The organism is Flavobacterium sp. H4147 (assembly GCF_029360735.1).
GTDB lineage: Bacteria > Bacteroidota > Bacteroidia > Flavobacteriales > Flavobacteriaceae > Flavobacterium > Flavobacterium endoglycinae.
The window spans coordinates 1,454,203-1,476,455 of sequence record NZ_JARKNB010000001.1 but is presented as its reverse complement, the minus strand read 5'-3'; the positions used below and the strand labels follow the sequence as shown (position 1 = coordinate 1,476,455).

The following is a 22,253-nucleotide window of genomic DNA, read 5'->3' as shown; positions in this document are numbered from 1 at the left end:
TTTTATAGCCACGAATTCACGAATTTAATTTATGGTATTCGTGAATTCGTGGCTAATCTTTTATTTTGCCCACTCTGTTTTGAAAGTGGTTTTTCCGTTTAATGGATTTGTTGTCACGTCAAAATTGTTTCCGTTTTTGGTTACTTTTATTTCTTGTACAGCATCTCCGTTTGGTAAATAAACTTTGGCTGAAGCCGAAGTCGTTTTATCGCTAGCGAATACTTTTAAGGTTAGTTTGCTCCAATCCATATCTTTTGTTGATTGTGCTAAACCGATGTGAGGTAATGCCGTTCCGTCTTTTACTAAAACTACGATTGGCACTTCGCCCGCTTTGATTTTGTGCCAGCCAGATTGATAGACTTTTTTAGTTTGATAATCGATCCAAGTTCCTTCTGGAAGGTAAACGTCTCTTTCTTCAACCTCTTCAAAAAGCGGTGCAACCAACATACTTGATCCGAACAAATACTGATTATCCACTAACCACGCTCCTGGATCGTTTGGATATTCTACAAATAAAGCTCGCATCATTGGCAATCCTTTTTGAGAACTTTCTTTTGCTTGAGCGTAGATATAGGGCATCAATTCGTAGCGCATATTATCTGCTTTTCTAAATCCTTCCAAGAAATCTTTGCTGTACAACCAAGGTTCGCGAGGTGGCTCTCCGTGGCTTCTTACGTGAGATGTAAACATTCCGAATGGTGTCCATCTTCTATAAATGTTTTCAGGAGATTTAGTTGCAAATCCTCCAACATCGTGACTCCAGAAACTGAATCCACTTAATCCTAATGAAAGTCCGCCGCGCAATTCTGCCGACATCGCGCCGTTTGTAGTTTCAGAATCTCCTCCCCAATGTAACGGATAACGCTGTGATCCTGCCCAAGTACTTCTCGCCCAGATTAAAGTGTATCCTTTTTCTTTCTGCGTGATTTCGGCAACTGCTTTGTTGTATCGTAACGGATATAAGTTGTGCTCATAGAAACCTGTTCTTCCAGAATGGTAAATTCCGTCTGGCGGTGCTGCTTCTCCAAAATCTACTTTAAAAACCGCAACTCCTTCGTCAAATAACTTTTTCAATTTTCCTTGGTACCAAGAAATCGTTTCTGGATTTGAGAAATCTAAAACCGCATCTTCATACGGCAGATTTCCTTTTCTATCTCTTACAGCTAAATTTTTATCCATGATTTCTGGGAACAAAGTGTTCTTTGGCGTGAAATAAGGCAATTGCCAAAGACAAACTTGGAAACCGTCTTTTTTCAAATCAGACATCATTTTGGTTGCATCTGGGAAACGAGATTTTGCAAACTCATAGTTGTTTCTCCAATCTACATCAAACCAACCGGTATCAAAGTGAATTACATCTGTTGGGATTTTGTATTTACGCAAATCTCTGGCAACATCGCGTCCTTCTTTTTCTGAGAAATAGGTAATACGGCTCATCCAGAAACCAAATGACCAAAGTGGCGGCATGGCAGCTTTTCCAGTCAAATTAGTGTATTGATCTAAAATATCTTTTGGTTCTCCGATGAAGAAAAACAAATCGGCTTCATCATCTCCAATGTACATTTCGTTTGCACTTGAAAAATATTTTCCGAAATCAACTGTAATTGGTGTTGAATGATGCATAAAAACTCCATAACCACGGCTGCTCATGTAAAACGGAATTGGTTTGTACATGGTTTCATTTTGGATTCCGTTAGCATCATCTGCCCATAAAACTACTTTTGAACCGCGTTTGTTGAATTGTGTGAAAGATTCTCCGCATCCAAATATTTTTTCGTCCGGTTCTAAACTGAACGCAGCACCCATACTTCTTGAATAATCGCTGTTTCTACGAACATAAGAAAACGGAAGTGTTGGCGTATAGGTGTTTTTAAAATCAGTATCGTGAAGCGTGCTTGTTAACAGTTTTCCTTTTTCATCGTAGATTTTTATGTGCCAAGGTTTTGTCAAAATTTCAACTTTTCCATGTTTACTTGTGTAGCTGTGACCACCTTCAATTTTTGAATATTTCCATAATTCTGGATGATTCGGCGCCACTCCGTCAACCAACATTAAAGATGTTGCCTGCGGATTAAATTGTGGTCCAGAAGTCGCTTTGATACGAAGGGTTCTGTCTGAAACAAACTGAATTTCGAATGGCAAAACAGGAGATTCTGCATATTCTGTTGTTGGAAATTCGTTTGCTTTTTCCACATCCGGTTTCATCATCATGTTGTTGAAAGCCTGACGTGTTTTATAGTTGTATCTCAAATATTTAATCGTTCCTTTTCCTGTTGCAGGATCAAAAGAAGCTAGTTCGTCTGCGAAATAAAAAGTGTTCAGATAGTTCTGAAAATCTTTACTGATATCGATTGGTGCGTTCAGTACATCTGCGTTTTGAATTTGTGCTGAAGCTTTTGGCGAAAGCAGCAATCCAAACATGAAGACTGAAAACAATTTGGTTAGTTGTGAGTTTTTCATTAATTCTAGATGTTAGTTTTCCTGCGAGGTTTTCAAAACCTCGTAGGTATTGTTTTTTATTTATTCAAAATATTATTTATACCTACAAGGTTTTGAAAACCTTGCAGGAACGTGGTATTCTATTCTGCTGTAATTACGATTGTGGCTTGTTTTAGTCCATTCGCTTTAGCGGTCAATTCTAATCTTCCAGATTTATCTCCCGATTGAACAATCACCAAACATTTTCCTGCCAAAGCGGTATGTTTTATTCCTTTGTAAGATTCATGGCTTACTGGATCGCCGCTGCAAACACCTACAATTTTTCCGTTTCCTTTTAATGAGAAGTTGATTTCATTGTTTGCATTTGGGGCTAAAATTCCGTTCGCATCCAAAATATCTACGGTTACAAAAGACAAATCAGTTTTGTCTGCTTTGATGGTACTTCTATCGGCAGTTAGTTTTAATTGCGAAGGATTTCCAGCCGTTTTGATTTCTTTTTCTAAAACTACTTTTCCGCCTTTACGAGAAATTGCTTTAAGCGTTCCTGCCTCAAAAGGAATTCTCCACATTACATGCAAATCATCTCCTTTTTTAGCTCTTTTTCCAACTGATTTTCCGTTTACGAAAAGTTCAATCTCATCTGCATTATTGTAATAAGCCCAAACGTCAACTGTCTGTCCCGCTTTCCAGTTCCAATTCGGAAAAATGTGAAGAACATCTTTAGTTGTCCATTCGCTTTGGTACATATAATACACATCTTTCGGGAAACCGGCTAAATCGACAATTCCGAAATAGGAACTTACCGATGGCCATTCGTACGGTGTTGGCTCTCCGATATAATCAAAACCTGTCCAGATGTACATTCCAGAAAGGAAATCGTATTTTTTAACTACTTTCCAAGTAGCTTCGTGCGTTGATCCCCAAGGCGCCTGCACTTGATCGTAGGCCGAAACGGTGTTACCAGGATTTCCTTCTGTAAATTTAAGATCCCATCTTACTGGCCATTTTTTGATTGTGTCTGAAACAGCGTCGTAATATCCTCTTGTCTGCAAACCTGAAGTGGTTTCGGTTGCGATGAAAGGTGTTTTAGGGAAATTTTCCTGATGATGCGAATAGGTTTGATGCGCATAATTGTATCCTATTAAATCTAAAACTCCAGAAGCGGCAATTGGATTAATTTGAACATTTTTCTTCTCAAATTGCAACGTTACCTCGTTCATATTCATATTGACTGGCGGATTCATCGCTGCAGTAAGCGGACGTGTTTTGTCATTTAAACGTACTATTGCTGCCAATTCTTTTGCAATTTGCACTCCGGTTTCGCTCCATTGATCTGGAATTTCGTTTCCGATGCTCCAAATAAAAATACTTGGATGATTTCTATCGCGACGCAATTGATCGATTAAATCTTGTTTGTGCCATTTGTCCCAATCATTAGCATAATCGTATTTTGTCTTATTTGTTTTCCACATATCAAAAGCTTCATCCATTACAATGAAGCCCATTTTGTCGCAAAGATCCAATAGTTCTGGAGCGGGAGGATTGTGTGAAGTTCTGATTCCGTTTACACCCATTTCTTTTAGAATTTCCAATTGGCGTTCTATCGCGCGCGTGTTGATTGCAGAACCCAACGGACCTAAATCGTGGTGCATACAAACTCCTTTTATTTTGACTTGCTTTCCATTCAGAATAAAGCCTTTGTTCAAATCAAATTTAAATTCTCTAATACCAAAGTTGGTTTTGTATTGATCAACCAATTTATCTTCAACTAAAATTTCGGTAACTGCTGTGTACAATTCCGGTTTTTCATTTGACCATAAAATTGGATTTTCAACTTCTAACTTTTCATTGAGTAGTATGCTGCTTTTTTTAGTAAGAGTTATTTCTCTTGAAGATGACGTTACTTTTGAATTTTCTTTATAAATAGTGGTCACAATTTTTGCTTTTTTTGAAGCTAAATGATCATTCTGAACTCGCGTTTCAATATTTACCGAAGCTTTTTCAGCGGTAACTTTTGGAGTTGTCACATAAGTTCCCCAATTTTCAACATGAAGTTTATCTGTGGTTTCAATCCAGACGTTTCTGAAAATTCCTGAGCCGGAATACCAGCGTGAATTAGGTTGTTTTGAATTGTCAACCTTAACAATTATTTCGTTGTTTTTGTCTCCGTAATTTAGGTAAGGAGAAATTTGATATTGAAAACCAATATATCCGTTTGGACGTTTTCCTAAATAATGGCCGTTTACCCAGACTTCGCTGTTTCTGTAAACGCCATCAAAAGTGATTGAAGTTATTTTTGTGCTGTCTTCTGCAGCGACTTTAAATGTTTTTTTGTACCAGCCTAAACCTCCGCTAAGAGATCCTCCTCCATAACCGGCAGGACTTTTTTCGTCAAATTTTCCTTCGATGCTCCAATCGTGAGGAACATCTAAAGTTCTCCATTTTGTGGAGGTTCCGATTGTATCTTTATCAACCAAACTGTCATTAAGATGAAAACTCCAATCTGCATTAAAAGAAACTTTTCGGTTTACAAATGCATCTTGCTTTTTTGTACAGGAATTCAAAAAAATGATTCCAGCGAGTGCTAATACATAACGGCTTATTAATTTGTTTTTGATCTGCATTGGTACTTTTTTTATTTGGAAAATTGAAGATAGAAATAAAAAACAACGCTTCTATTTCTGGAGGTAAATTATTTAAGTCTCAGTCATAAAGAACATTATAAAAATGTTTTTACAACTGAGACTTCAAAAACTAACTAATTACGGTTTTGGTTTGAAATGGAAAACAATCAGACAAACTCCTTCTCCTGTTCTACTCTGATCACGTTTTACTCCCAAACGTAATGAGGTGGAAGTAAGTTGAACCAATTTTACATTTGTCCAGTTACTACAGTCAGGGTGATAATCTCCTCCATACTGCATTTCAACTCCATTGTTAAAAATCAGTCTATTGTTGGTCAAATCAAGACTAAAGGTTCCGGCTTTTGTGGTTTGTGCATTCGATGTTTGAGCAGTCTGAATCACTTTTGTATTGTATCCTCCATTTAAGTTAAATTGCATTTCTCCCCAGTTTTTATTTGGCATAACCCAAGAGTTGCTCGCGTAATCTGGAAACCAGTTCCAGTTGTCGCCTGTTGTTCCGGGATAGTCTAAACCAGACCAGCCAACTGGGTCGATAAAATCTAAAACCCATGTTTTTCCTGCGGTGCCATTGGTCAGCATTTCCCATCTTGGATCGCTGAAGAATGTTTCATCATTTTCAGGCACATCAACGGTTACAGGCGCAGCATCTACAGAACCTCCTCTTACGTAAGCGGTATAATAAATGGTATATTTTCCAGCAAACGGAAATGTGATTTTATCATCGCTTTTATTAGAATGTCCTAATTCATTACCACTTGCATCTACATATTTCCAATACGGAATTACGGCCGCATCATTATTTTTTAAAATAATCTCGTTTTTATTTGCTGTATTCTGGGTTACCGAAAACTTAATGTTTTCAGGTGTAAGGTTTACGGCTGGCAGGCTTTCACGATCTTCAACCGGTTCGCATGAAAACAAAAGTGAGCCAATTGTTACTGCCGCGATCAATATATATAATAAACGTTTCATAATTATTTTGTGTTAAAATTAATTCCAACCCGGATTTTGAGTAATCGAGCCATTTGAAAGTATTATTTGAGACTGCGGTAATGGAAACCATCCTTGCGTTTCTGTTCTAAAGGTTACTGCAAATTGAGAACCTCCTGTTGTGTTATCAATTGCGGCTTTTGTTTTTGCCATTCCTTGTCTCAATAAATCGAAATAACGCAGTCCTTCAAGTGCCAATTCTAGTTGACGTTCTTTCATAATGTTATCCAGCGTTGCAGTTACACGGTTCGTTGTGTTTTTAAATGCACGGTCACGAACTCTGTTTAAATCGGTTTGTGCTAAAGCTGGGTTTGATTCTAAATTCAATTCGGCTGCCATTAACAATACATCTGCAAAACGAATGATGGCATAATCTTGATAGTTGTCTATTTGGAAATTTCCTCCGTTTGCTTCTACTACACTTACACCGGCAGCGTTGGTAATCGGGCAGTATTTTTTCCATGAATATCCGGTGTACTGACGTTGTTCTCTGGCTTCGGCATTAAAGTTTAAACCTTCACCTGCATAGTCAATAAATGAAGCGGCTTTTCTGGTATCAGTAGCGCTGTATTCCCCAACCAATTTCGGGTTTACAGTTGCTCCTCCCCATCCTGTTGCATATTTTCCAATTGCACCACCACGAGGTGCGATGTTAACTTGAAAACGGTTTCCTTCGTGTAAATCCCAGTTTCCTTTTCCTGAACCGTTAAAACGTACAGCCCAAACCATTTCGGTATTGTCTTCTCCGGCAAAAGTTTCAAAAGAAGCCGCCAGCCAAAGGTTTGCAAAATCTGGAACTAATGCATGACCACTGTTGTTTACAGCATCATTGATATAAGTTATCACTTGAGGTTTTGTAACTACTCCAGCTAAATCTGTTTTGTTGTAAACGCCTGTATAGAATAAAAATGTTCTTGCTAAATATGCTTCTGCAGCCCATTTTGTAATACGACCATAATTTGCATTTCCGTTTTGAGAATAATTCTCTGGTCCTAAATTATCAGCTGCAAATTTTAAATCGTTTGCAATTAATGCATAGGTAACTTCTGGTGATTGTCTTGGCAATTCGAACTCGCTTGTAGTTACAGTATGATCAAGAGGAATAATATCTCCAAACATTTTAGCTGCTGTAAAATGAAAGTGCGCTCGTAAAAAACGAGCTTCTGCTTCGTAACGCGTTTTTAATTCAGGAGTTGAACCCCAGTTTACACGGTCAAGATTTTCTAATAAAACATTGGCTCTGTAAATTCCTAAATAGGCATTTGACCAAACATCTTTATTCATGTCTTTATCGGACACATATAGAAAACGATCCCATTCAATATCTGTTTGGGCATCGGCAATGCCATAACCTCCAAAACAGTCATCAGAAGCCTGCTCGCTAATTAACAAAGGCCCGCCATATGCTTCACGCTGTAATACATCATAAACTGCTACCAATCCTTCAAAAGCATCAGATGGTGTCTTATAAAAATTCTCGGTTACTTTATCTGTGTATGGTTCATTTTCCAAAAAATCCTCCGAACAAGCACCTAAAACAAGTACGCTTGAAAGGGCAAATAATTTTATATATCTTTTCATGGTTTTCATAATTTAAAAGTTAACATTTAACCCCATCATATAGGTTCTTGGCTGTGGATAATATCCAACATCGATTCCTTTAGCCCAAGACTGATTTACGTTTCCGAAACCAATTTCAGGATCCATTCCTTTGTACTTCGTAAATGTGTAAATGTTATTTCCGGCAACATACAATCTGAATTTTGTGAAGAAGCTTAACTTGTTTGTTAGTTTTGTCAAATCACATCCGATAGTTGCATTTTTAATTCTAAAGAAATCTGAATTCTGAATGTATAAATCAGAGAATTTCGTGTAGTTTCCGTTGGCATCAGTTCCGTATGTTACTCTTGGAATTCTGTTTGAAGTTCCTTCAGATGTCCATCTGTTTAAAACATCAGTTGTGTTATTGGTGTAAGCACGTGTGTAATCGTGGATTCCGAATACGTTTTGTCCGCCTGCAATACCGTATGTATTAATCGACAAGTCAAAAGCTTTGTACGATAATTCTAAATTAACCCCGTAATTAATATCTGGATTTGGATTACCAACCTGCGTTTTATCATTAGCGTCAATTTTTCCATCACCATTTAAATCCACAAAACGAACGTCTCCCGGTTGTGCATTTGGCTGAACTCCTGCAGCAACTTCAGCAGCATTTTGGAAAATTCCGTCTGTTTTTAATCCGTAGAAATAACCCATTGGTTTTCCAACCTCAACACGGTTCATCTCATCTAAACCTTGAAATAAAACGTTACTTTCTCCGTGAATAATTCCTTCGTTGTTGGCAATTCTAAGTACTTTATTCTGGTTACGTGAAAGGTTGGCGTTGATACCAAAATTCCAATCTTTTCCAAAATGAGTGCGGTATCCTAAACCAATCTCAAAACCTTTGTTGCTTACGTCACCTCCGTTGATATACGGTGCAGTTGCTCCGGCATACGCAGGAATCGAAGCAAGTACTAACCAGTCTTTTGTTTTCTTATCGTAGTAATCAAAAGTTAAAGTAAAATTGGTAAATAAAGTAGCATCAAAACCTAAGTCTAACTGTTCTGAAGTTTCCCATTTTAAGTCACGATTCGCGAGCTGATCTGGGCTTGAACCTACCAAAAGTGTCTCGTCTCCAGTACCAAAATGATATGTTTTATCGGTAGAGTTTACTGTTGACATATAAGCAAATCTTCTCGCAAACTGGTCGTTACCATTTTGTCCCCAGCTTGCTCTTAATTTGAATGTATTTAAAACTTTGTTTTCTGTAAAGAAAGCTTCTTTGTCTAAATTCCATCCTGCAGAGAACGATGGGAAAATTGCATATTTATTATCCGGACCAAATTCTGAAGAACCGTCACGACGAATTGTAGCAGAGAATAAATATTTATTGTTGTAGTCGTAAAGCAAACGTCCGAAATAAGACTGAATTGCGTAATCTCTACGATTTCCTTTTACCACATTTGAAGTAGGATCTTTTGCGTTATCTAAATAAGCGTGTTTAAAATCGTCGAAGATTAAGTTTCTTCCTTGACCTTCCATATAATCAGCTGTATTTTTTTTAGCCGATGTTCCTACCAAAACATCAATATTATGAGAATTGGCGATGGTTACTTTGTATTGAAGTGTATTCTCAAAAATCCATCCCATTGATTTCGTTGCGCTTTGTGTTACGCTCGAAACAGTATTATTATCATTTGAAGAAAGTGAATAAACCGGTCTGAAAGAACGATAATTACTATCTGTCATATCAACACCAAAACTAGTTCTATAGGTAAAGTCTTTTAAGAATTTTAATTCTGCAAAAATGTTGCCTACATAACGGTTATTTTTCGTTTGATTAAAGTTATTGTAATACAATGATCCCACTGGATTGCTGATATCTGCTGAAATAACAGAATGCGCAAAATCTCCGTTTGCATCATACGCAGCATCAATTGGAGCGGCGTTCAAGAAGCTTCTAATACCGTTGCTGTAAATTCCGTCATCGGCAATTCCGCTGCTTTTTGTGTTTGCGAATGTGAAGTTTTCACCAATTTTTAAATGATTTTCGATTACTTCTGAAGTTGAGTTCACACTAAAAGTAACACGATCGTATTGTGATTGATTGGCCACACCGCCAATCATACCTTCTTGTCCGTAGTACGATAATCCAGTTGCAATGGTTGATTTTTTGTCACCGCCAGAAATTAAAAGAGAGTGATTTTGTTTGATCGCACCTTCATTAAACAAATCGTCCTGCCAGTCGTGGTTAGGAAATGCAGCAATTTGCGCTTTCGTATATAATGGAGTATATCCTGAATTAACTCGGGCTTCGTTCATAATGGTTGTATACTCCTGCGTGTTCATTAAATCCAGTTTTTTAGCAACTTGCTGAAAACCTGTATAGGAATTAAAAGAAACATTCATTTTTCCGTCTTTTCCTTTTTTGGTTGTTACCAAAATAACTCCGTTTGCCGCTCTCGCACCGTAAATAGAAGCCGCCGAAGCATCTTTTAAAACGTCAACCCTTTCGATAATCGAAGGATCAAGATAGCCGATACCGTTATCAACCACAACTCCATCGACTACATACAAGGGATCGCTGTTTCCTGCTGTACCGGCACCACGAATGTTTACCACCATATTAGCACCCGGCTGTCCTGAAGAAGAAGTTACAGAGACCCCTGAAGCCTGACCTTGTAAAGCATTGACAACATCAAGGCTGGCAACCTGCTGGATATCTTTTCCAGATACTAATGAAGTGGCAGCTGTATTTACCTTTTTCTTCTGAGTTCCATATCCAATTACTACAATTTCTTTAAGTTCTGCGGTTTCTTCTTGTAAAGTAACATTGATTGTTTTTTGAGTTCCTACAGTTACTTTCTGTGTTTTAAATCCAATAAAAGTAAACACAAGCACGTCGCCGGTTTTGGCTTCTATTTTATAATTTCCATCAAAATCGGTTGCGGCACCGTTTTTTGATCCTTCTACTGCAACAGTAGCTCCTGGAACGCCCATTCCGTCAACAGCCGATGTTACAGTTCCACTTACAGATTGGGATTGTGCCTGTGCAAAACCCGACTGTATCATAAATAAGCTAAAAAACAAAGCCGTGCAAAACGGAAGCAGTGTTTTAATACAATATTTGCTTTTCATACTAAATAAGAGTTGATTTAAATTAAGTTAGTTACGGTTTTTTTATATTGATTAAGTGTAAGTTTTCATGCAGCCGATTTACCCAAAACGAATAATTCAAAATATTTTCTGCCGATCTCATCTTCCAAAATACGAGTTATTTAAACTTATAGTCATTTTGAAAATATCTTATGGTAAATTTGACTACAAGTGTAAAACTTTTTTTCTATTTTAGCAAAATATTAAGGTTATTTTTTTTCTATTCTGATTTATATGAAGTCATTTTTATCAATCTAACAACAGAGATGAGAAAAGTGAAATAAAAAATGTTGAAAAAATCACAAACTAGCATTTTGACAATCAATCATTTAAAAGTTTTAAATTTCAAACTGTATTTTAAACCCATTTTCAAACAATTGAGTATCAATTTTTTGGTTTGTTAAAAAAATATTAATTCATCAATAAGGGCACTTTAGCATTTTATTTGCTTAATTTGTCCATAATTAATTCGCACATGGAGAAAAAAGTAGATGCCGAATCTGTTTCAAAAAATGAACAAAATGCAATGAACGCAATCACAATTGACTGTGTAATATTTGGTTTTGATGAAGGAAGCCTGGAAGTACTTTTGGTGCAGCATGCAGAAGGAATTAGCAAAGGAAAATGGGGTCTTCCTGGAGGATGGATTTACAAAAAGGAAAGTACTGACGATGCTGCTCATCGTTTATTGAATGAACTTACCGGACTTGACAATATTTATCTGGAACAGCTTAAAGCTTTTGGCGATCCAGATCGTTTTCCATTGCGCCGTGTTATTACAATAGGATATTACGCTCTTGTAAAAAGAGAAGATTATAATATTAAAGCGGGTTTTACAGCCGCCGATGCAAAATGGTATAAAATCAACAGTATTCCTGATTTGATTTATGACCACAACGAAATTCTGGCGTATAGTTTGAAAAATCTCCGCAGCAGAGTCCGTCAGGCACCTATTGGTTTCAATCTTCTGCCGGAAAAATTTACGTTATTGCAGCTCATGCATTTGTATGAAGAAATTCTGGGTGTTGAAATGGACAAATCGAATTTCCGACGAAAAATTCTGCACATGAAGTTACTGGTAGCTTTAGACGAAAAACAGCAGGATGTTTCACATAGAGCCGCAAAACTCTATAAGTTTGATCCTGACATCTACAAAAAACTAACCGAAAAAGGGTTTAATTTCGAATTTTAAAAACTGCTTATAAAGCAAAATGAAAGCATCATCTAAAAAAACTTCAAAAACAAACGAATGCATTTCCGAAAATACTGTAACACCAGAAATTGACGGTATTTCGATTGACTGTGTTATTTTTGGTTTTAAAAAAGAAAGTCTTGAAGTCCTTTTAGTACAACATGCCGGAGGTGAAAGCGAAGGAAGCTGGGGTTTATTGGGTGGCTGGCTTAAAAGAGAAGAAAGTGCCGATGATGCTGCACAGCGAATTCTATACGAACTTACCAGTCTTGATAATATTTACCTCGAACAACTTAAAGCGTTTACCAATCCAAAACGTGTACTCGATCGTCGTGTAGTTACTATTGGTTATTATACCTTAGTAAATCAGGAAGATTACGATGTAAAAGCAAGTCTCGCAGTTCGAGAAGCCAAATGGTGCCGAATTAACGAAATCCCAAACCTGATTTTTGACCATAATGAGATTTTAGATTTCAGTTTGATGCAGCTTCGAAACCGAGTTCGTCAAGCTCCGATTGGTTTTAATCTTCTTCCCGAAAAATTTACGTTGTTGCAGCTTATGCATTTGTATGAAGAAATCCTTGGTATTGAATTAGATAAATCGAATTTCCGAAGAAAAATTCTGCACATGAAATTACTTGTGGCCTTAGACGAAAAACAACAGGATGTTTCGCACCGTGCGGCAAAACTCTTCAAATTTGATCCTGAAATCTATAAAAAATTAACAGAAAAAGGATTTAATTTCGAATTTTAAAGCGCTTTTTAAGTTTCATGTTTAACTATCGGCTGTTCAGCATTCCAGAATCCAAAACTTTGCGCTATCTTTGCCCCTTAAATAAGATGCTCTAAAGCTATTGCAGCAGCGCAATTTATATACAAAAAATACTAAAACTCGTTAGAGAACTGATATAATACAATGAAGAAGATACGTAATTTTTGCATTATTGCACACATTGACCACGGTAAAAGTACATTGGCTGACCGATTACTAAGTGCCACTCAAACCGTTTCTGCCCGTGAGGAAAAAGCACAGCTGCTGGACAACATGGACTTAGAACGTGAGCGTGGTATTACTATTAAAAGTCACGCCATTCAGATGGAATACACTTATAAAGGTGAAGAATACATCTTGAATTTGATTGATACTCCCGGTCACGTGGATTTCTCGTACGAAGTTTCAAGATCTATCGCAGCCTGCGAAGGAGCACTTTTAATTGTAGACGCGGCTCAAAGTATTCAGGCGCAGACTATTTCTAATTTATATCTTGCTTTAGAGAATGATTTAGAAATTATCCCTGTTTTAAATAAAGTAGATTTACCAAGTGCAAATCCTGAAGAAGTAAGCGATGATATTATCGATTTATTGGGATGTAAATTAGAAGATATTATTCATGCCTCTGGAAAAACAGGTTTTGGTGTTGAAAATATTTTAGCGGCTATTATTGAAAAAATCCCAGCTCCAAAAGGAGATCCAGAAGAGCCATTACAGGCGCTAATTTTTGACTCGGTTTATAACCCATTCCGTGGAATTGAGGTAATATTCAGAGTGGTAAACGGTGAGATTAAAAAAGGTCAGAAAATTAAATTCATGGCTACGGACAATGAATATTTTGCTGATGAAATTGGAACCTTAAAACTAAATCAAGTTCCTAAAAATCTGGTTTCGGCTGGAGATGTTGGTTATTTGATTTCTGGTATTAAAGAAGCCCGTGAGGTAAAAGTGGGTGATACTATTACAGATGCAAAAATTCCGACAACGAATATGATTACTGGTTTTGAGGATGTAAAACCAATGGTATTCGCCGGAATTTATCCAGTTGATACCGAAGATTATGAAGACCTTAGAGCTTCTATGGAAAAACTGCAGCTAAACGATGCTTCTTTAGTATTTACTGCTGAAAGTTCTGCCGCTCTAGGTTTTGGTTTCCGATGCGGATTCTTAGGAATGCTTCACATGGAAATCATTCAGGAACGTTTAGAACGTGAGTTCGACATGACTGTAATTACAACAGTTCCTAACGTTTCGTATTTTGCTTACACTAAAAAAGATCCAGAAACGGCGATCGTAGTAAATAACCCTTCTGATTTACCAGAACCTTCAAAATTAGATCGCGTTGAAGAGCCATTTATTAAAGCAACCATCATTACAAAAGCTGATTACGTAGGAAACGTAATGAGTTTGTGTATCGAAAAACGTGGTTTAATTACCAACCAAACCTATTTAACAACAGAGCGTGTTGAGCTGAATTTCGATATGCCGCTTGCAGAAATTGTATTTGATTTTTACGATCGTTTAAAAACTGTTTCTAAAGGGTATGCTTCTTTTGATTACTCTCCTATTGGAATGAGAACTTCAAAACTAGTAAAACTGGATGTTCTATTAAATGCACAGTCTGTTGATGCGCTTTCGGCTTTGATTCACGAAGACAATGCGTATAACATTGGTAAAAAGATGTGCGAGAAATTACGCGAATTGATTCCAAGACAGCAATTTGATATTCCGATTCAAGCCGCGATTGGTGCGAAAATCATTGCGCGTGAAACGATTAAAGCACTTCGTAAAGACGTTACCGCAAAATGTTATGGTGGAGATATTTCGCGTAAGCGTAAACTTCTTGAAAAACAGAAAAAAGGTAAAAAACGTATGAGACAAGTAGGAAACGTTGAAATTCCTCAAGAAGCGTTTATGGCTGTTTTGAAATTAAATGACTAAGCCTTTTTTAGAAAAAAGAAGAAAGAAACAAGAATAAAAATATAAACCCAATAACGAAAGTTGTTGGGTTTTTTGTTTCTTAAATTCTTCTAAAAACATTCAATTATAAACAGGAAAAAACCTTCAAAAATATCAAAATATTAACCTAAAAAATTGTTTATTAACGCATTCAAGCAAAGATAAAGTCAATTAAAATCAGAAAATATATCTTTAATCTTACAAATTTTAAATATATATAATTATGAAAACCAAATTTTCTGTTTTATTAGCACTTTTCACTTTTTATTTTGCAAATGCCCAACAAGATCAAGTCGATTCAGAAATGCATTCTGCTAAAGGTGTAACTTTTCAATCAGGAGATATGATTCTTGAAGGAGCTATCAAAGTCAGCACTGGCGGCGATGAAGATTATTATGCAGTTACTCCATCATTTGGTTATTTTTTAAATGACAAATTTGCTGTTGGAGCAAAAGTAACAGTAGGAAGTAACAAAGTAGAATCTACTGATATTAAAACAAATGTTTTTGGAGTGGGTGCATTCGCTCGTTACTATTTTTTAGAATTAGATCAAAAACGTCTTAAAACATTTGCCGAAGCTGGTGTAGGTTACGGAAGAAATAGAGTTGAAGGTCCTACAACAGACGATACTACCAATAGTGTAACGGCTGACATTAATGTTGGTTTAAACTATTTTATTACCAAAAATATCGCTGTGACTTTTACATTAGCAAACATATTGTCGTACAACAGCGTTTCTCCTGAAGATGGCCCATCATCGGATACTTTCAATTTGAACATCAATTTGTTTGAAAACATCTTCGATCAGCCGCAGTTTGGGCTTTTGTATAGATTTTAATTCATTTTTATAACTTACAAAATAGAAAGCTGTCTCAATTTGGGACAGCTTTTTTATTTCTTAAAACTTTTAACCTTTGTAACTTTGAAGTTCAAAAAATAAAAAAATGCTTGACGAAACTCCAAAACGATTTGACCGAATTGTGGCTATCTTGATTCAATTGCAATCTAAAAAAATTGTAAAAGCTCAGGAATTAGCCGATCGTTTTGACTGTAGTCTCCGGACTATCTACAGAGATATTCGTACTCTTGAAGCTTCGGGCGTTCCTATTTATAGCGAAGCCGGCGTTGGTTATGCTTTAATGGAGGGTTACAGACTTCCGCCCGTTATGTTTACCCGCGAGGAAGTAAGCAGCTTTATCGCCGCCGAAAAATTGATGCAGAAATTTACTGATCCGTCTTTAGGAACACATTACGCTTCGGCGATGTATAAGTTGAAATCGGTATTAAGAAGTAACGATAAAGATTATCTTTCGAACATCGAATCGAGAATTTTGATGCAGACTGCAGAACCAATGTTCAATGATAATTCTCCCAATACTTTAGCAATTCTATTTGAAGGAATTGCCGAAAAGAAACAAATTCTTCTTACCTATAAAACTTTTGAAAAAGATGAAACCACACAGCGAAACCTGGAACCTGTGGGTGTTTTTCATGATAATAACAACTGGTATTTTTTAGGATATTGTCATCTTCGAAAAGATTACCGCCAGTTTAGAACTGACCGTATTCACGGAATTAAAAAAACAGAACTCGATTTTACAATCGAACATGAACCATTGGAAAATTATCTGGCTAAAGACAAAACAGCTCATCCAACTACAAAAGTTCGGATTTTGGTCGAAAAGAAAATCGCAAGATATCTGGCTCAAGAAAGAAAATATCATGGTTTTATTTCTCAGAAAGAAGTTGGCGACGAAATCGAAATGACTTTTATGAGCAGTGATATCAATAATGCTTTTCCGCGCTGGTTTTTAATGTTTGGTGATTATGCCAAAATCCTAGAGCCTGAAATATTAAAAACACGAACCTTAGAATTATTAGAAGTCAATAAAAAAAGGCTTTTATAAAAAAACTCCCAAAGAGATTTATTTCATCTTTGGGAGTTTTTTAGTTATTGTTTTGCCTTTACGACATTATAAAAATTATAATCGGTATTTGAGGCGTCTGTGATTCCAACATTTCGTCCAATCGTTACGATCTGACCTCTGTGATAGGTGCCATGATTGATGACCTGAATCAGATAATTTGAAATAGGTTCCTCACATTCAAACCACGGATTGATAATTTTAACTTCTTTAATTAAATCTTCATCAGACATTGAATGAATAAGGTTTCTCAATCTTGTAGACGAGTCCAGCAGACCAGCAAATATCTCATCTCTGGATAATTCGCTGATGTCTTTCTTTTCTTTCATTGGAGTTTCAGAAATAACCGAAAACCAATATTCTTCTGTGCTCCAGATGTGATCGAGTGTTTTCATTATACTTGAAAAACTCGAAATGGCTTCTGCATAAAGCAGTTCATCAGATTTCGGCGAAAGCCAACTTACGAATTGCTGGTTTACCCATAAATTATAATCTGCATAATTGGACATTATTCTTTTTAAACTCATAGTCTTAGGATTTAATTGTTAATGGAATAAAGGCATTTAATACTCATTATCTTTCCCAGAAAAATGGTGGTTCAATGTTTAGGGCTCTCAAATATACGTAAGCTTGTCCACGGTGATGTACTTCATTATCAATAAAATACAAAATATTTTGAATAATTGGAAATTCGTACTGTCCGAAAAGGTTAAAAGTTTCACTGAAATCTTCAATAGATAACTGCTCCCAGTATTTATTTATCTCTTCTGTAGCTTCGTCCCATTTTTCAAGATATTGAGCTTTAAAAATCAATTTTTCAGCTCCTTCTGTATAAGGCTGAGCTTCTCTGTTTACAATTCCTTTTAATGCTGGAGCTGCAATTGCCAAAAGCTCATCAACCAATTTTGCAAAAGGACGCATTCCTCCTATTGAAAATTCAAAGAAATCTTTTTCTGGAAACAATTCGATTAAACGACGCGTAAGTGCGCGGTGACCCTGCCAGTGTTTTAGTAAATCTTCTGATGTAATTACTTGTGCTTCTAATGTTTTCATGATGTATACGTTTTTAAATTTCTATACTCCAAAATTAAAATGGGTCGGTGACAACAGTTTGTCAGCAGGAAAAAACAATTTTAAAAATATTTTTTTTCATACTGAAAAACAGAGAAATACATAGCACTACGTCTGTAAAATTGATGCCTTTACTTAAAAATCAAAAAAAACTTCACTCCTTTGAACCTTTGTGCCTTTGTACCTCTAAAAGAAAAAACCTTTGTACCTTTGCCACTTAATAACTTTGGAACTTAAAGAAATGATCGAAGATAAAAACCCGCAGAGAACCAGTATAGCTCAATTGGGCGAATTTGGCTTGATTGACCACTTAACCCGAAATTTTGATGTTACTCAGGAATCAACTTTAAAAAGTATTGGTGATGATGCAGCTGTTCTTGATTTTAAAAATAAAAAAGTAGTTGTATCAACTGATTTATTAATAGAAGGTGTTCATTTTGATCTGGCGTATATGCCATTGAAACATTTAGGATACAAAGCCGTTGTTGTAAACGTATCTGATATTTGCGCTATGAACGCAAAACCGACACAAATTACAGTTTCGGTTGCTGTTTCAAATCGTTTTCCGCTGGAGGCTTTAGAAGAATTATTCGAGGGAATTACACATGCCTCAAAAGAATATAAAGTTGACGTAATTGGCGGGGACACTACCTCATCACAAAAAGGATTAATTATCAGCATTACTGCAATTGGTGAAGCCGATGAAGATGAAATTGTATATAGAAACGGCGCTAAACAAACCGATTTATTAGTCGTAACTGGAGATATTGGTGCGGCTTATATGGGATTGCAGGTTTTGGAACGTGAGAAACAGGTATTTCAGGTAAACCCAAACAACCAGCCAGATTTAGATCCTTACACGTATTTGGTCGAAAGACAATTAAAACCGGAAGCCCGCAAAGATGTTCGCACACTTTTGCACGCCCTTGAAATAAAACCAACTTCGATGATTGATATTTCAGACGGACTTTCTTCTGAAATTATTCATATCTGCAAACAGTCAAAAGTAGGCTGTAATTTGTATGAAGATAAACTGCCATTAGATCCGCAGTTTATTTCGACTTGCGAAGAATTCAATATCGACAGTACAACAGTTGCTATTAACGGAGGTGAAGATTATGAGCTTCTTTTTACTATTGATATTAATGATTTCAACAAAATAAAAGGGAATCCAAACTTCTCCATTATTGGTCATATGACCGAAGAAAGTGAAGGTATTCACTTAGTAACTCGTGCCAATACCAAAATCGCTTTGAAAGCAAGAGGCTGGGATGCTTTGAGTGAATAATTTTTTTTTAAATTTTAAAATAAAAAAAAATCCAAAATCCAATGGCTTACATTTGGAATTTGGATTTTTTTATTTGAATTTATTTAGAAAAGTCCTTTACTCTTGGCTTCTTTCACCAAATCACTATCGACACCAGATCGTACTTTTAGAAGTTCTTTTAGGCTTAGCAGTCGTTTTTCAATTTCATGCAGCGAAATCGGGATGTATTTTGGCATTTCGTGAACTGTGGTTCCTTTTGATAGTTGAAACAAAATCTGTTTATCAAACTCATCAATTTCTATTGAATTATGCGCGGATTGATTCAGCATTTTCATTACCGACTGGCTGTAATATTTTTCGTTTTTCATTACTTTATCAAACGCCAGAAGCAGTTCATCAAAAGTAAGATCGTTTTTAATGATTAGTCCGTTTGGGTTTATCGACCTGATGATGGTTTTAATTTTAAGAAGCTCGGTATACATTGTTAAAAGAACAATCTTGCATTCGGGCATTTTTTTCAAGATAAGTTTTGCCAGGTCTTCGCCCGAAAAAAGATCTTTTTCTTCATAAGCGGGCATGCTGATATCCAGAAATGCGATTTCAAACTTTGGCGTTTCCTGATCTTCGAGTAAATCATAAGCCGATCTGCAATCGTGAGCTTGCGAAATTATAAACTCATATTCTTTAGGTTTATATCGCGTTATGGCATTTTTATAGCCTTCGATGATAAAAGGATGATCATCGACGATTAAAATATTAGGTTTCTTTAAATCCGAAAGTGGGGTTTTCAAATTAAATCGTTTTTTGCAGGTTATTATTTGGGTCGATTGGAACTTTAATTATAAGAAGTGTCCCTTCTCCTTTGGCTGATTTTATGATAACCGTTCCGTTACATTCTTTTGCTCTGTATTCAATATTATGCAGTCCAATACCATTTTTAGTACGTTTTGTATTGAACCCTGCTCCATCATCTAAAATCGAAAGAATTACATCTTCCTTATGTTTTTTAAATTCTATTTTGATAAGATTGGCTTTAGCATATTTATTACAATTCTGAAGTGCTTCCTGAACAATACGGTACAAATTAATCTTGACCATATTGCTTATAGATTCCCATTTAATCTGATTATCAAAAGAAACTTCTAACTTAGACGGATATATATTCCTCTGATTTTCAAATAATTTGTTTAAAATTAAAATAAAATTATTAATTAATTCCGATTTTTCTCTATTTAAATCATGCGATATTTCCCGTATATCTTCTTCTATATTTTTTAACTCAGCCAAATATTTCTTTCTTTTATCGGCGGCTTCTGTTTCATCAATTTTATCAAGACTGTCCAAACTTATTCTTACCCCAAACATTCTGCCCAATACGCCGTCGTGTAATTCCTGCGCGACTCTTTTCTTTTCATTTATTCGGGTTGATTCAATTTCGTTTTGCTGAGAAATCATTAAATTGTATATATCTTCATTGGCAATTTGCTGCTGTTGTTTAAAAAGCAATTCTCGGTTTTTCGCCTGCTGCGTTTTATAGACATAAAAAAACAATCCAATTAAAGTACAAATACTGAAAACATAAATTAATGTGCGGTTTCGTTCCTGCAAATTCGAATTTTGATCTTTAATTTCGCTCGTTTCGTATTCAATTCGAGAGAATTTCTCTCCCATATTACGTTCAGCTTTCAGCATTTTATCATTCAACAAAATATATTCTCTTGAATATTTTGAAGCATTTCGAGGATCTACTACAGCGATTTGTTTTAAAGCTAGTAACGTATTTGCTAATTTATCTGAAGAACGCGAGAGAAGCAAAGCTTGTTTCGAAAATTGTATAGCTCTAAAAGTATCCCTTTTAAATGCATAATATTCAGACAAATGAATTTGATTGGATATTTTGGCCATTTTTAATCCCAGGCTATCTCTGATTTTTAGAGATCGGTAAAATTGATCCGGAAGTCCATCCAATCGTTCTGATTTCAATTTTGAATAAGCCAGATTATCAAGCAGCATCGCGTATAAAATAGTTTTTTCTTCGAATAGATTTTTTTCTTGAAGTCCTTTTTCAAAATAAACAATGGCTTGTTTGTAGTTTTTCATACGCATGTAAACAAATCCGATATTGTTTAAAGAAGTCGCTTTCAGCTGAAGATCGGCTGGAATCGATTTATCATTCAAAGTATTTAAAGCTTTATTCTGATATTCAAGGGCTTTTTCATATTCTTCTCTTTCATTATATAAAATACCCAACAAATTATAACATTCATAAAGCTGGTCATTTACATTTTTTTGATTTTTCAATATGCTTAAAGCTTTGAAGACAGATATTTCGCTTTCAAAAAAATCAGATTCATTGTATTGCAGACTTGCTTTGCTTAATAAGGTTTTTGCGAGATTATATTGATCGTTAATCTGCAAATAAATCTTTTGTGCTAGAAAATAATTTCTAAAAGCACTATCAGAAATTACTTTTGAACTGTAATAATCGCCCAGATAGATATACGCTTTTGCAATACTTGCCGAATCTTTACTGCTTATGGACCTGTCTAAAACCAATTGTGAAATTGCATGATATGATTTAAAATCATTCATATTGTAGTACCTATTAGCAATCTTAAACAAATTAACTCTATTAATAGAATCATTTTTTTGTTTTACCACTATAGAAAATGCCTTTTGAGCATATTTTTGCTTAAGGTCGTAATTTAGCTGAATATCATTTGCCAATGACAAATAAACAGGAAGACTATCCTGCACTGAAGTTAGTTCCTTTGATTTTTTCTTTTGGGTACAACCTGAAAAAATCAACAATAAAAACAATAATATTGGACAATATCTTTTCAATGCAAGTTTTGAATTTTACCAAAAATACTAAAACTACAAACATAAAAAAAGGCTGTCAAAAAATTGACAGCCTAAAAGACCTTTGTAAATATTTTCTTTTAATTAATCTATTTTTTTAGAATCACCGAAAGATTGGTTGATATTAGCAAAACCTTCGTTGTTTTTAACTACTACCTTATTATTAGCAATACGTGGATCTTGTTTTCTTCCTCCTCCAGTAGAACCATCTACAGGAGAAACTACGCTTAATTTTTCATTAGAAAGAGTTGTCGAAGCTGGTAATACAAATGAAGTTGCAACCATTGCTAATGAGAATAATCCGAATGTTAAAGCTGTTTTTTTCATAACTTTTAGTTTTTTTAAATTTTTGACTTTTTTTGGGGCTTTATGATTACTGGGTTGTGAATCATGGTGTAAAACTACTACCGAAATCAAAAAAAATGTATAC

16 protein-coding genes are annotated in these 22,253 nt (G+C 35.6%); 6 read left to right on the top strand and 10 right to left on the bottom strand.

Annotated elements, in window-relative coordinates:
- Window positions 1–60: 60 nt before the first annotated feature.
- The 5 genes from P2W75_RS06410 to P2W75_RS06390 all read right to left on the bottom strand — a co-directional run bounded on the left by P2W75_RS06410 (window position 61) and on the right by P2W75_RS06390 (window position 10,757).
- Window positions 61–2,460, bottom strand: a complete 2,400-nt coding sequence (locus P2W75_RS06410; RefSeq protein WP_276379611.1) for a TIM-barrel domain-containing protein — start codon at window positions 2,458–2,460, stop codon at window positions 61–63.
- A gap of 119 nt (window positions 2,461–2,579) precedes the next feature.
- Complete coding sequence (locus P2W75_RS06405; protein WP_276379610.1) at window positions 2,580–5,063, bottom strand: glycoside hydrolase family 2 TIM barrel-domain containing protein; 2,484 nt, start codon at window positions 5,061–5,063, stop codon at window positions 2,580–2,582.
- 138 nt (window positions 5,064–5,201) lie between these two features.
- A complete protein-coding gene (locus P2W75_RS06400) occupies window positions 5,202–6,056 on the bottom strand; it encodes a hypothetical protein (RefSeq protein WP_276379608.1) in 855 nt (284 codons plus the stop codon).
- A gap of 18 nt (window positions 6,057–6,074) precedes the next feature.
- Window positions 6,075–7,655: a RagB/SusD family nutrient uptake outer membrane protein gene (locus tag P2W75_RS06395; protein WP_207294334.1), complete on the bottom strand. Its 1,581-nt coding sequence runs from the start codon at window positions 7,653–7,655 to the stop codon at window positions 6,075–6,077.
- 12 nt (window positions 7,656–7,667) lie between these two features.
- Window positions 7,668–10,757, bottom strand: coding sequence for a TonB-dependent receptor (locus tag P2W75_RS06390; RefSeq protein WP_276379604.1), 3,090 nt, complete (start codon window positions 10,755–10,757; stop codon window positions 7,668–7,670).
- A 493-nt stretch (window positions 10,758–11,250) separates the two neighbouring features.
- On the opposite strand from P2W75_RS06390, the gene P2W75_RS06385 reads away from it, so the two are divergent.
- From P2W75_RS06385 to P2W75_RS06365, 5 genes are all read left to right on the top strand, one after another.
- Window positions 11,251–11,967 carry an NUDIX domain-containing protein gene (locus tag P2W75_RS06385; RefSeq protein WP_207294332.1) on the top strand — a complete coding sequence of 239 codons (717 nt, stop codon included), beginning with the start codon at window positions 11,251–11,253 and terminating at the stop codon, window positions 11,965–11,967.
- Window positions 11,968–11,986: 19 nt separating this feature from the next.
- The gene (locus P2W75_RS06380; RefSeq protein ID WP_276379601.1) at window positions 11,987–12,721 is read left to right on the top strand and encodes an NUDIX domain-containing protein; all 735 of its coding nucleotides are present in this window, start codon (window positions 11,987–11,989) and stop codon (window positions 12,719–12,721) included.
- 162 nt (window positions 12,722–12,883) lie between these two features.
- Window positions 12,884–14,680, top strand: coding sequence for a translation elongation factor 4 (gene lepA / locus P2W75_RS06375; protein WP_276379599.1), 1,797 nt, complete (start codon window positions 12,884–12,886; stop codon window positions 14,678–14,680).
- Window positions 14,681–14,921: 241 nt separating this feature from the next.
- Entirely contained in the window at window positions 14,922–15,536 is a 615-nt protein-coding gene (locus tag P2W75_RS06370) for an outer membrane beta-barrel protein (protein ID WP_207294330.1), read from the top strand.
- Between the two features lie 106 nt (window positions 15,537–15,642).
- The gene (locus tag P2W75_RS06365) at window positions 15,643–16,605 is read left to right on the top strand and encodes a YafY family protein (RefSeq protein ID WP_276379597.1); all 963 of its coding nucleotides are present in this window, start codon (window positions 15,643–15,645) and stop codon (window positions 16,603–16,605) included.
- A gap of 44 nt (window positions 16,606–16,649) precedes the next feature.
- On the opposite strand, the gene P2W75_RS06360 is transcribed toward P2W75_RS06365, so the two are convergent.
- Window positions 16,650–17,150, bottom strand: a complete 501-nt coding sequence (locus P2W75_RS06360; protein WP_207294328.1) for a DinB family protein — start codon at window positions 17,148–17,150, stop codon at window positions 16,650–16,652.
- A gap of 46 nt (window positions 17,151–17,196) precedes the next feature.
- Window positions 17,197–17,676, bottom strand: coding sequence for a DinB family protein (locus P2W75_RS06355; RefSeq protein WP_207294327.1), 480 nt, complete (start codon window positions 17,674–17,676; stop codon window positions 17,197–17,199).
- A 259-nt stretch (window positions 17,677–17,935) separates the two neighbouring features.
- Between P2W75_RS06355 and thiL the strand changes: the two genes are divergently transcribed.
- A complete protein-coding gene (thiL, locus tag P2W75_RS06350) occupies window positions 17,936–18,982 on the top strand; it encodes a thiamine-phosphate kinase (protein WP_276379594.1) in 1,047 nt (348 codons plus the stop codon).
- Between the two features lie 83 nt (window positions 18,983–19,065).
- Here thiL and P2W75_RS06345 read toward each other — a convergent pair whose 3' ends face one another.
- The 3 genes from P2W75_RS06345 to P2W75_RS06335 all read right to left on the bottom strand — a co-directional run bounded on the left by P2W75_RS06345 (window position 19,066) and on the right by P2W75_RS06335 (window position 22,150).
- Window positions 19,066–19,752: a response regulator gene (locus P2W75_RS06345; RefSeq protein WP_276379593.1), complete on the bottom strand. Its 687-nt coding sequence runs from the start codon at window positions 19,750–19,752 to the stop codon at window positions 19,066–19,068.
- A gap of 1 nt (window position 19,753) precedes the next feature.
- A complete protein-coding gene (locus P2W75_RS06340) occupies window positions 19,754–21,553 on the bottom strand; it encodes a tetratricopeptide repeat-containing sensor histidine kinase (RefSeq protein WP_239023066.1) in 1,800 nt (599 codons plus the stop codon).
- Window positions 21,554–21,907: 354 nt separating this feature from the next.
- A complete protein-coding gene (locus tag P2W75_RS06335; RefSeq protein ID WP_276379592.1) occupies window positions 21,908–22,150 on the bottom strand; it encodes a hypothetical protein in 243 nt (80 codons plus the stop codon).
- Between the last annotated feature and the right edge of the window lie 103 nt (window positions 22,151–22,253).

Coding starts and splice junctions, on each gene's coding strand:
- P2W75_RS06410 (WP_276379611.1), bottom strand. CDS start 2,460: ATGAAAAACTCACAACTAACCAAATTGTTTTCAGTCTTCATGTTTGGA.
- P2W75_RS06405 (WP_276379610.1), bottom strand. CDS start 5,063: ATGCAGATCAAAAACAAATTAATAAGCCGTTATGTATTAGCACTCGCT.
- P2W75_RS06400 (WP_276379608.1), bottom strand. CDS start 6,056: ATGAAACGTTTATTATATATATTGATCGCGGCAGTAACAATTGGCTCA.
- P2W75_RS06395 (WP_207294334.1), bottom strand. CDS start 7,655: ATGAAAAGATATATAAAATTATTTGCCCTTTCAAGCGTACTTGTTTTA.
- P2W75_RS06390 (WP_276379604.1), bottom strand. CDS start 10,757: ATGAAAAGCAAATATTGTATTAAAACACTGCTTCCGTTTTGCACGGCT.
- P2W75_RS06385 (WP_207294332.1), top strand. CDS start 11,251: ATGGAGAAAAAAGTAGATGCCGAATCTGTTTCAAAAAATGAACAAAAT.
- P2W75_RS06380 (WP_276379601.1), top strand. CDS start 11,987: ATGAAAGCATCATCTAAAAAAACTTCAAAAACAAACGAATGCATTTCC.
- lepA (WP_276379599.1), top strand. CDS start 12,884: ATGAAGAAGATACGTAATTTTTGCATTATTGCACACATTGACCACGGT.
- P2W75_RS06370 (WP_207294330.1), top strand. CDS start 14,922: ATGAAAACCAAATTTTCTGTTTTATTAGCACTTTTCACTTTTTATTTT.
- P2W75_RS06365 (WP_276379597.1), top strand. CDS start 15,643: ATGCTTGACGAAACTCCAAAACGATTTGACCGAATTGTGGCTATCTTG.
- P2W75_RS06360 (WP_207294328.1), bottom strand. CDS start 17,150: ATGAGTTTAAAAAGAATAATGTCCAATTATGCAGATTATAATTTATGG.
- P2W75_RS06355 (WP_207294327.1), bottom strand. CDS start 17,676: ATGAAAACATTAGAAGCACAAGTAATTACATCAGAAGATTTACTAAAA.
- thiL (WP_276379594.1), top strand. CDS start 17,936: ATGATCGAAGATAAAAACCCGCAGAGAACCAGTATAGCTCAATTGGGC.
- P2W75_RS06340 (WP_239023066.1), bottom strand. CDS start 21,553: ATGAATGATTTTAAATCATATCATGCAATTTCACAATTGGTTTTAGAC.
- P2W75_RS06335 (WP_276379592.1), bottom strand. CDS start 22,150: ATGAAAAAAACAGCTTTAACATTCGGATTATTCTCATTAGCAATGGTT.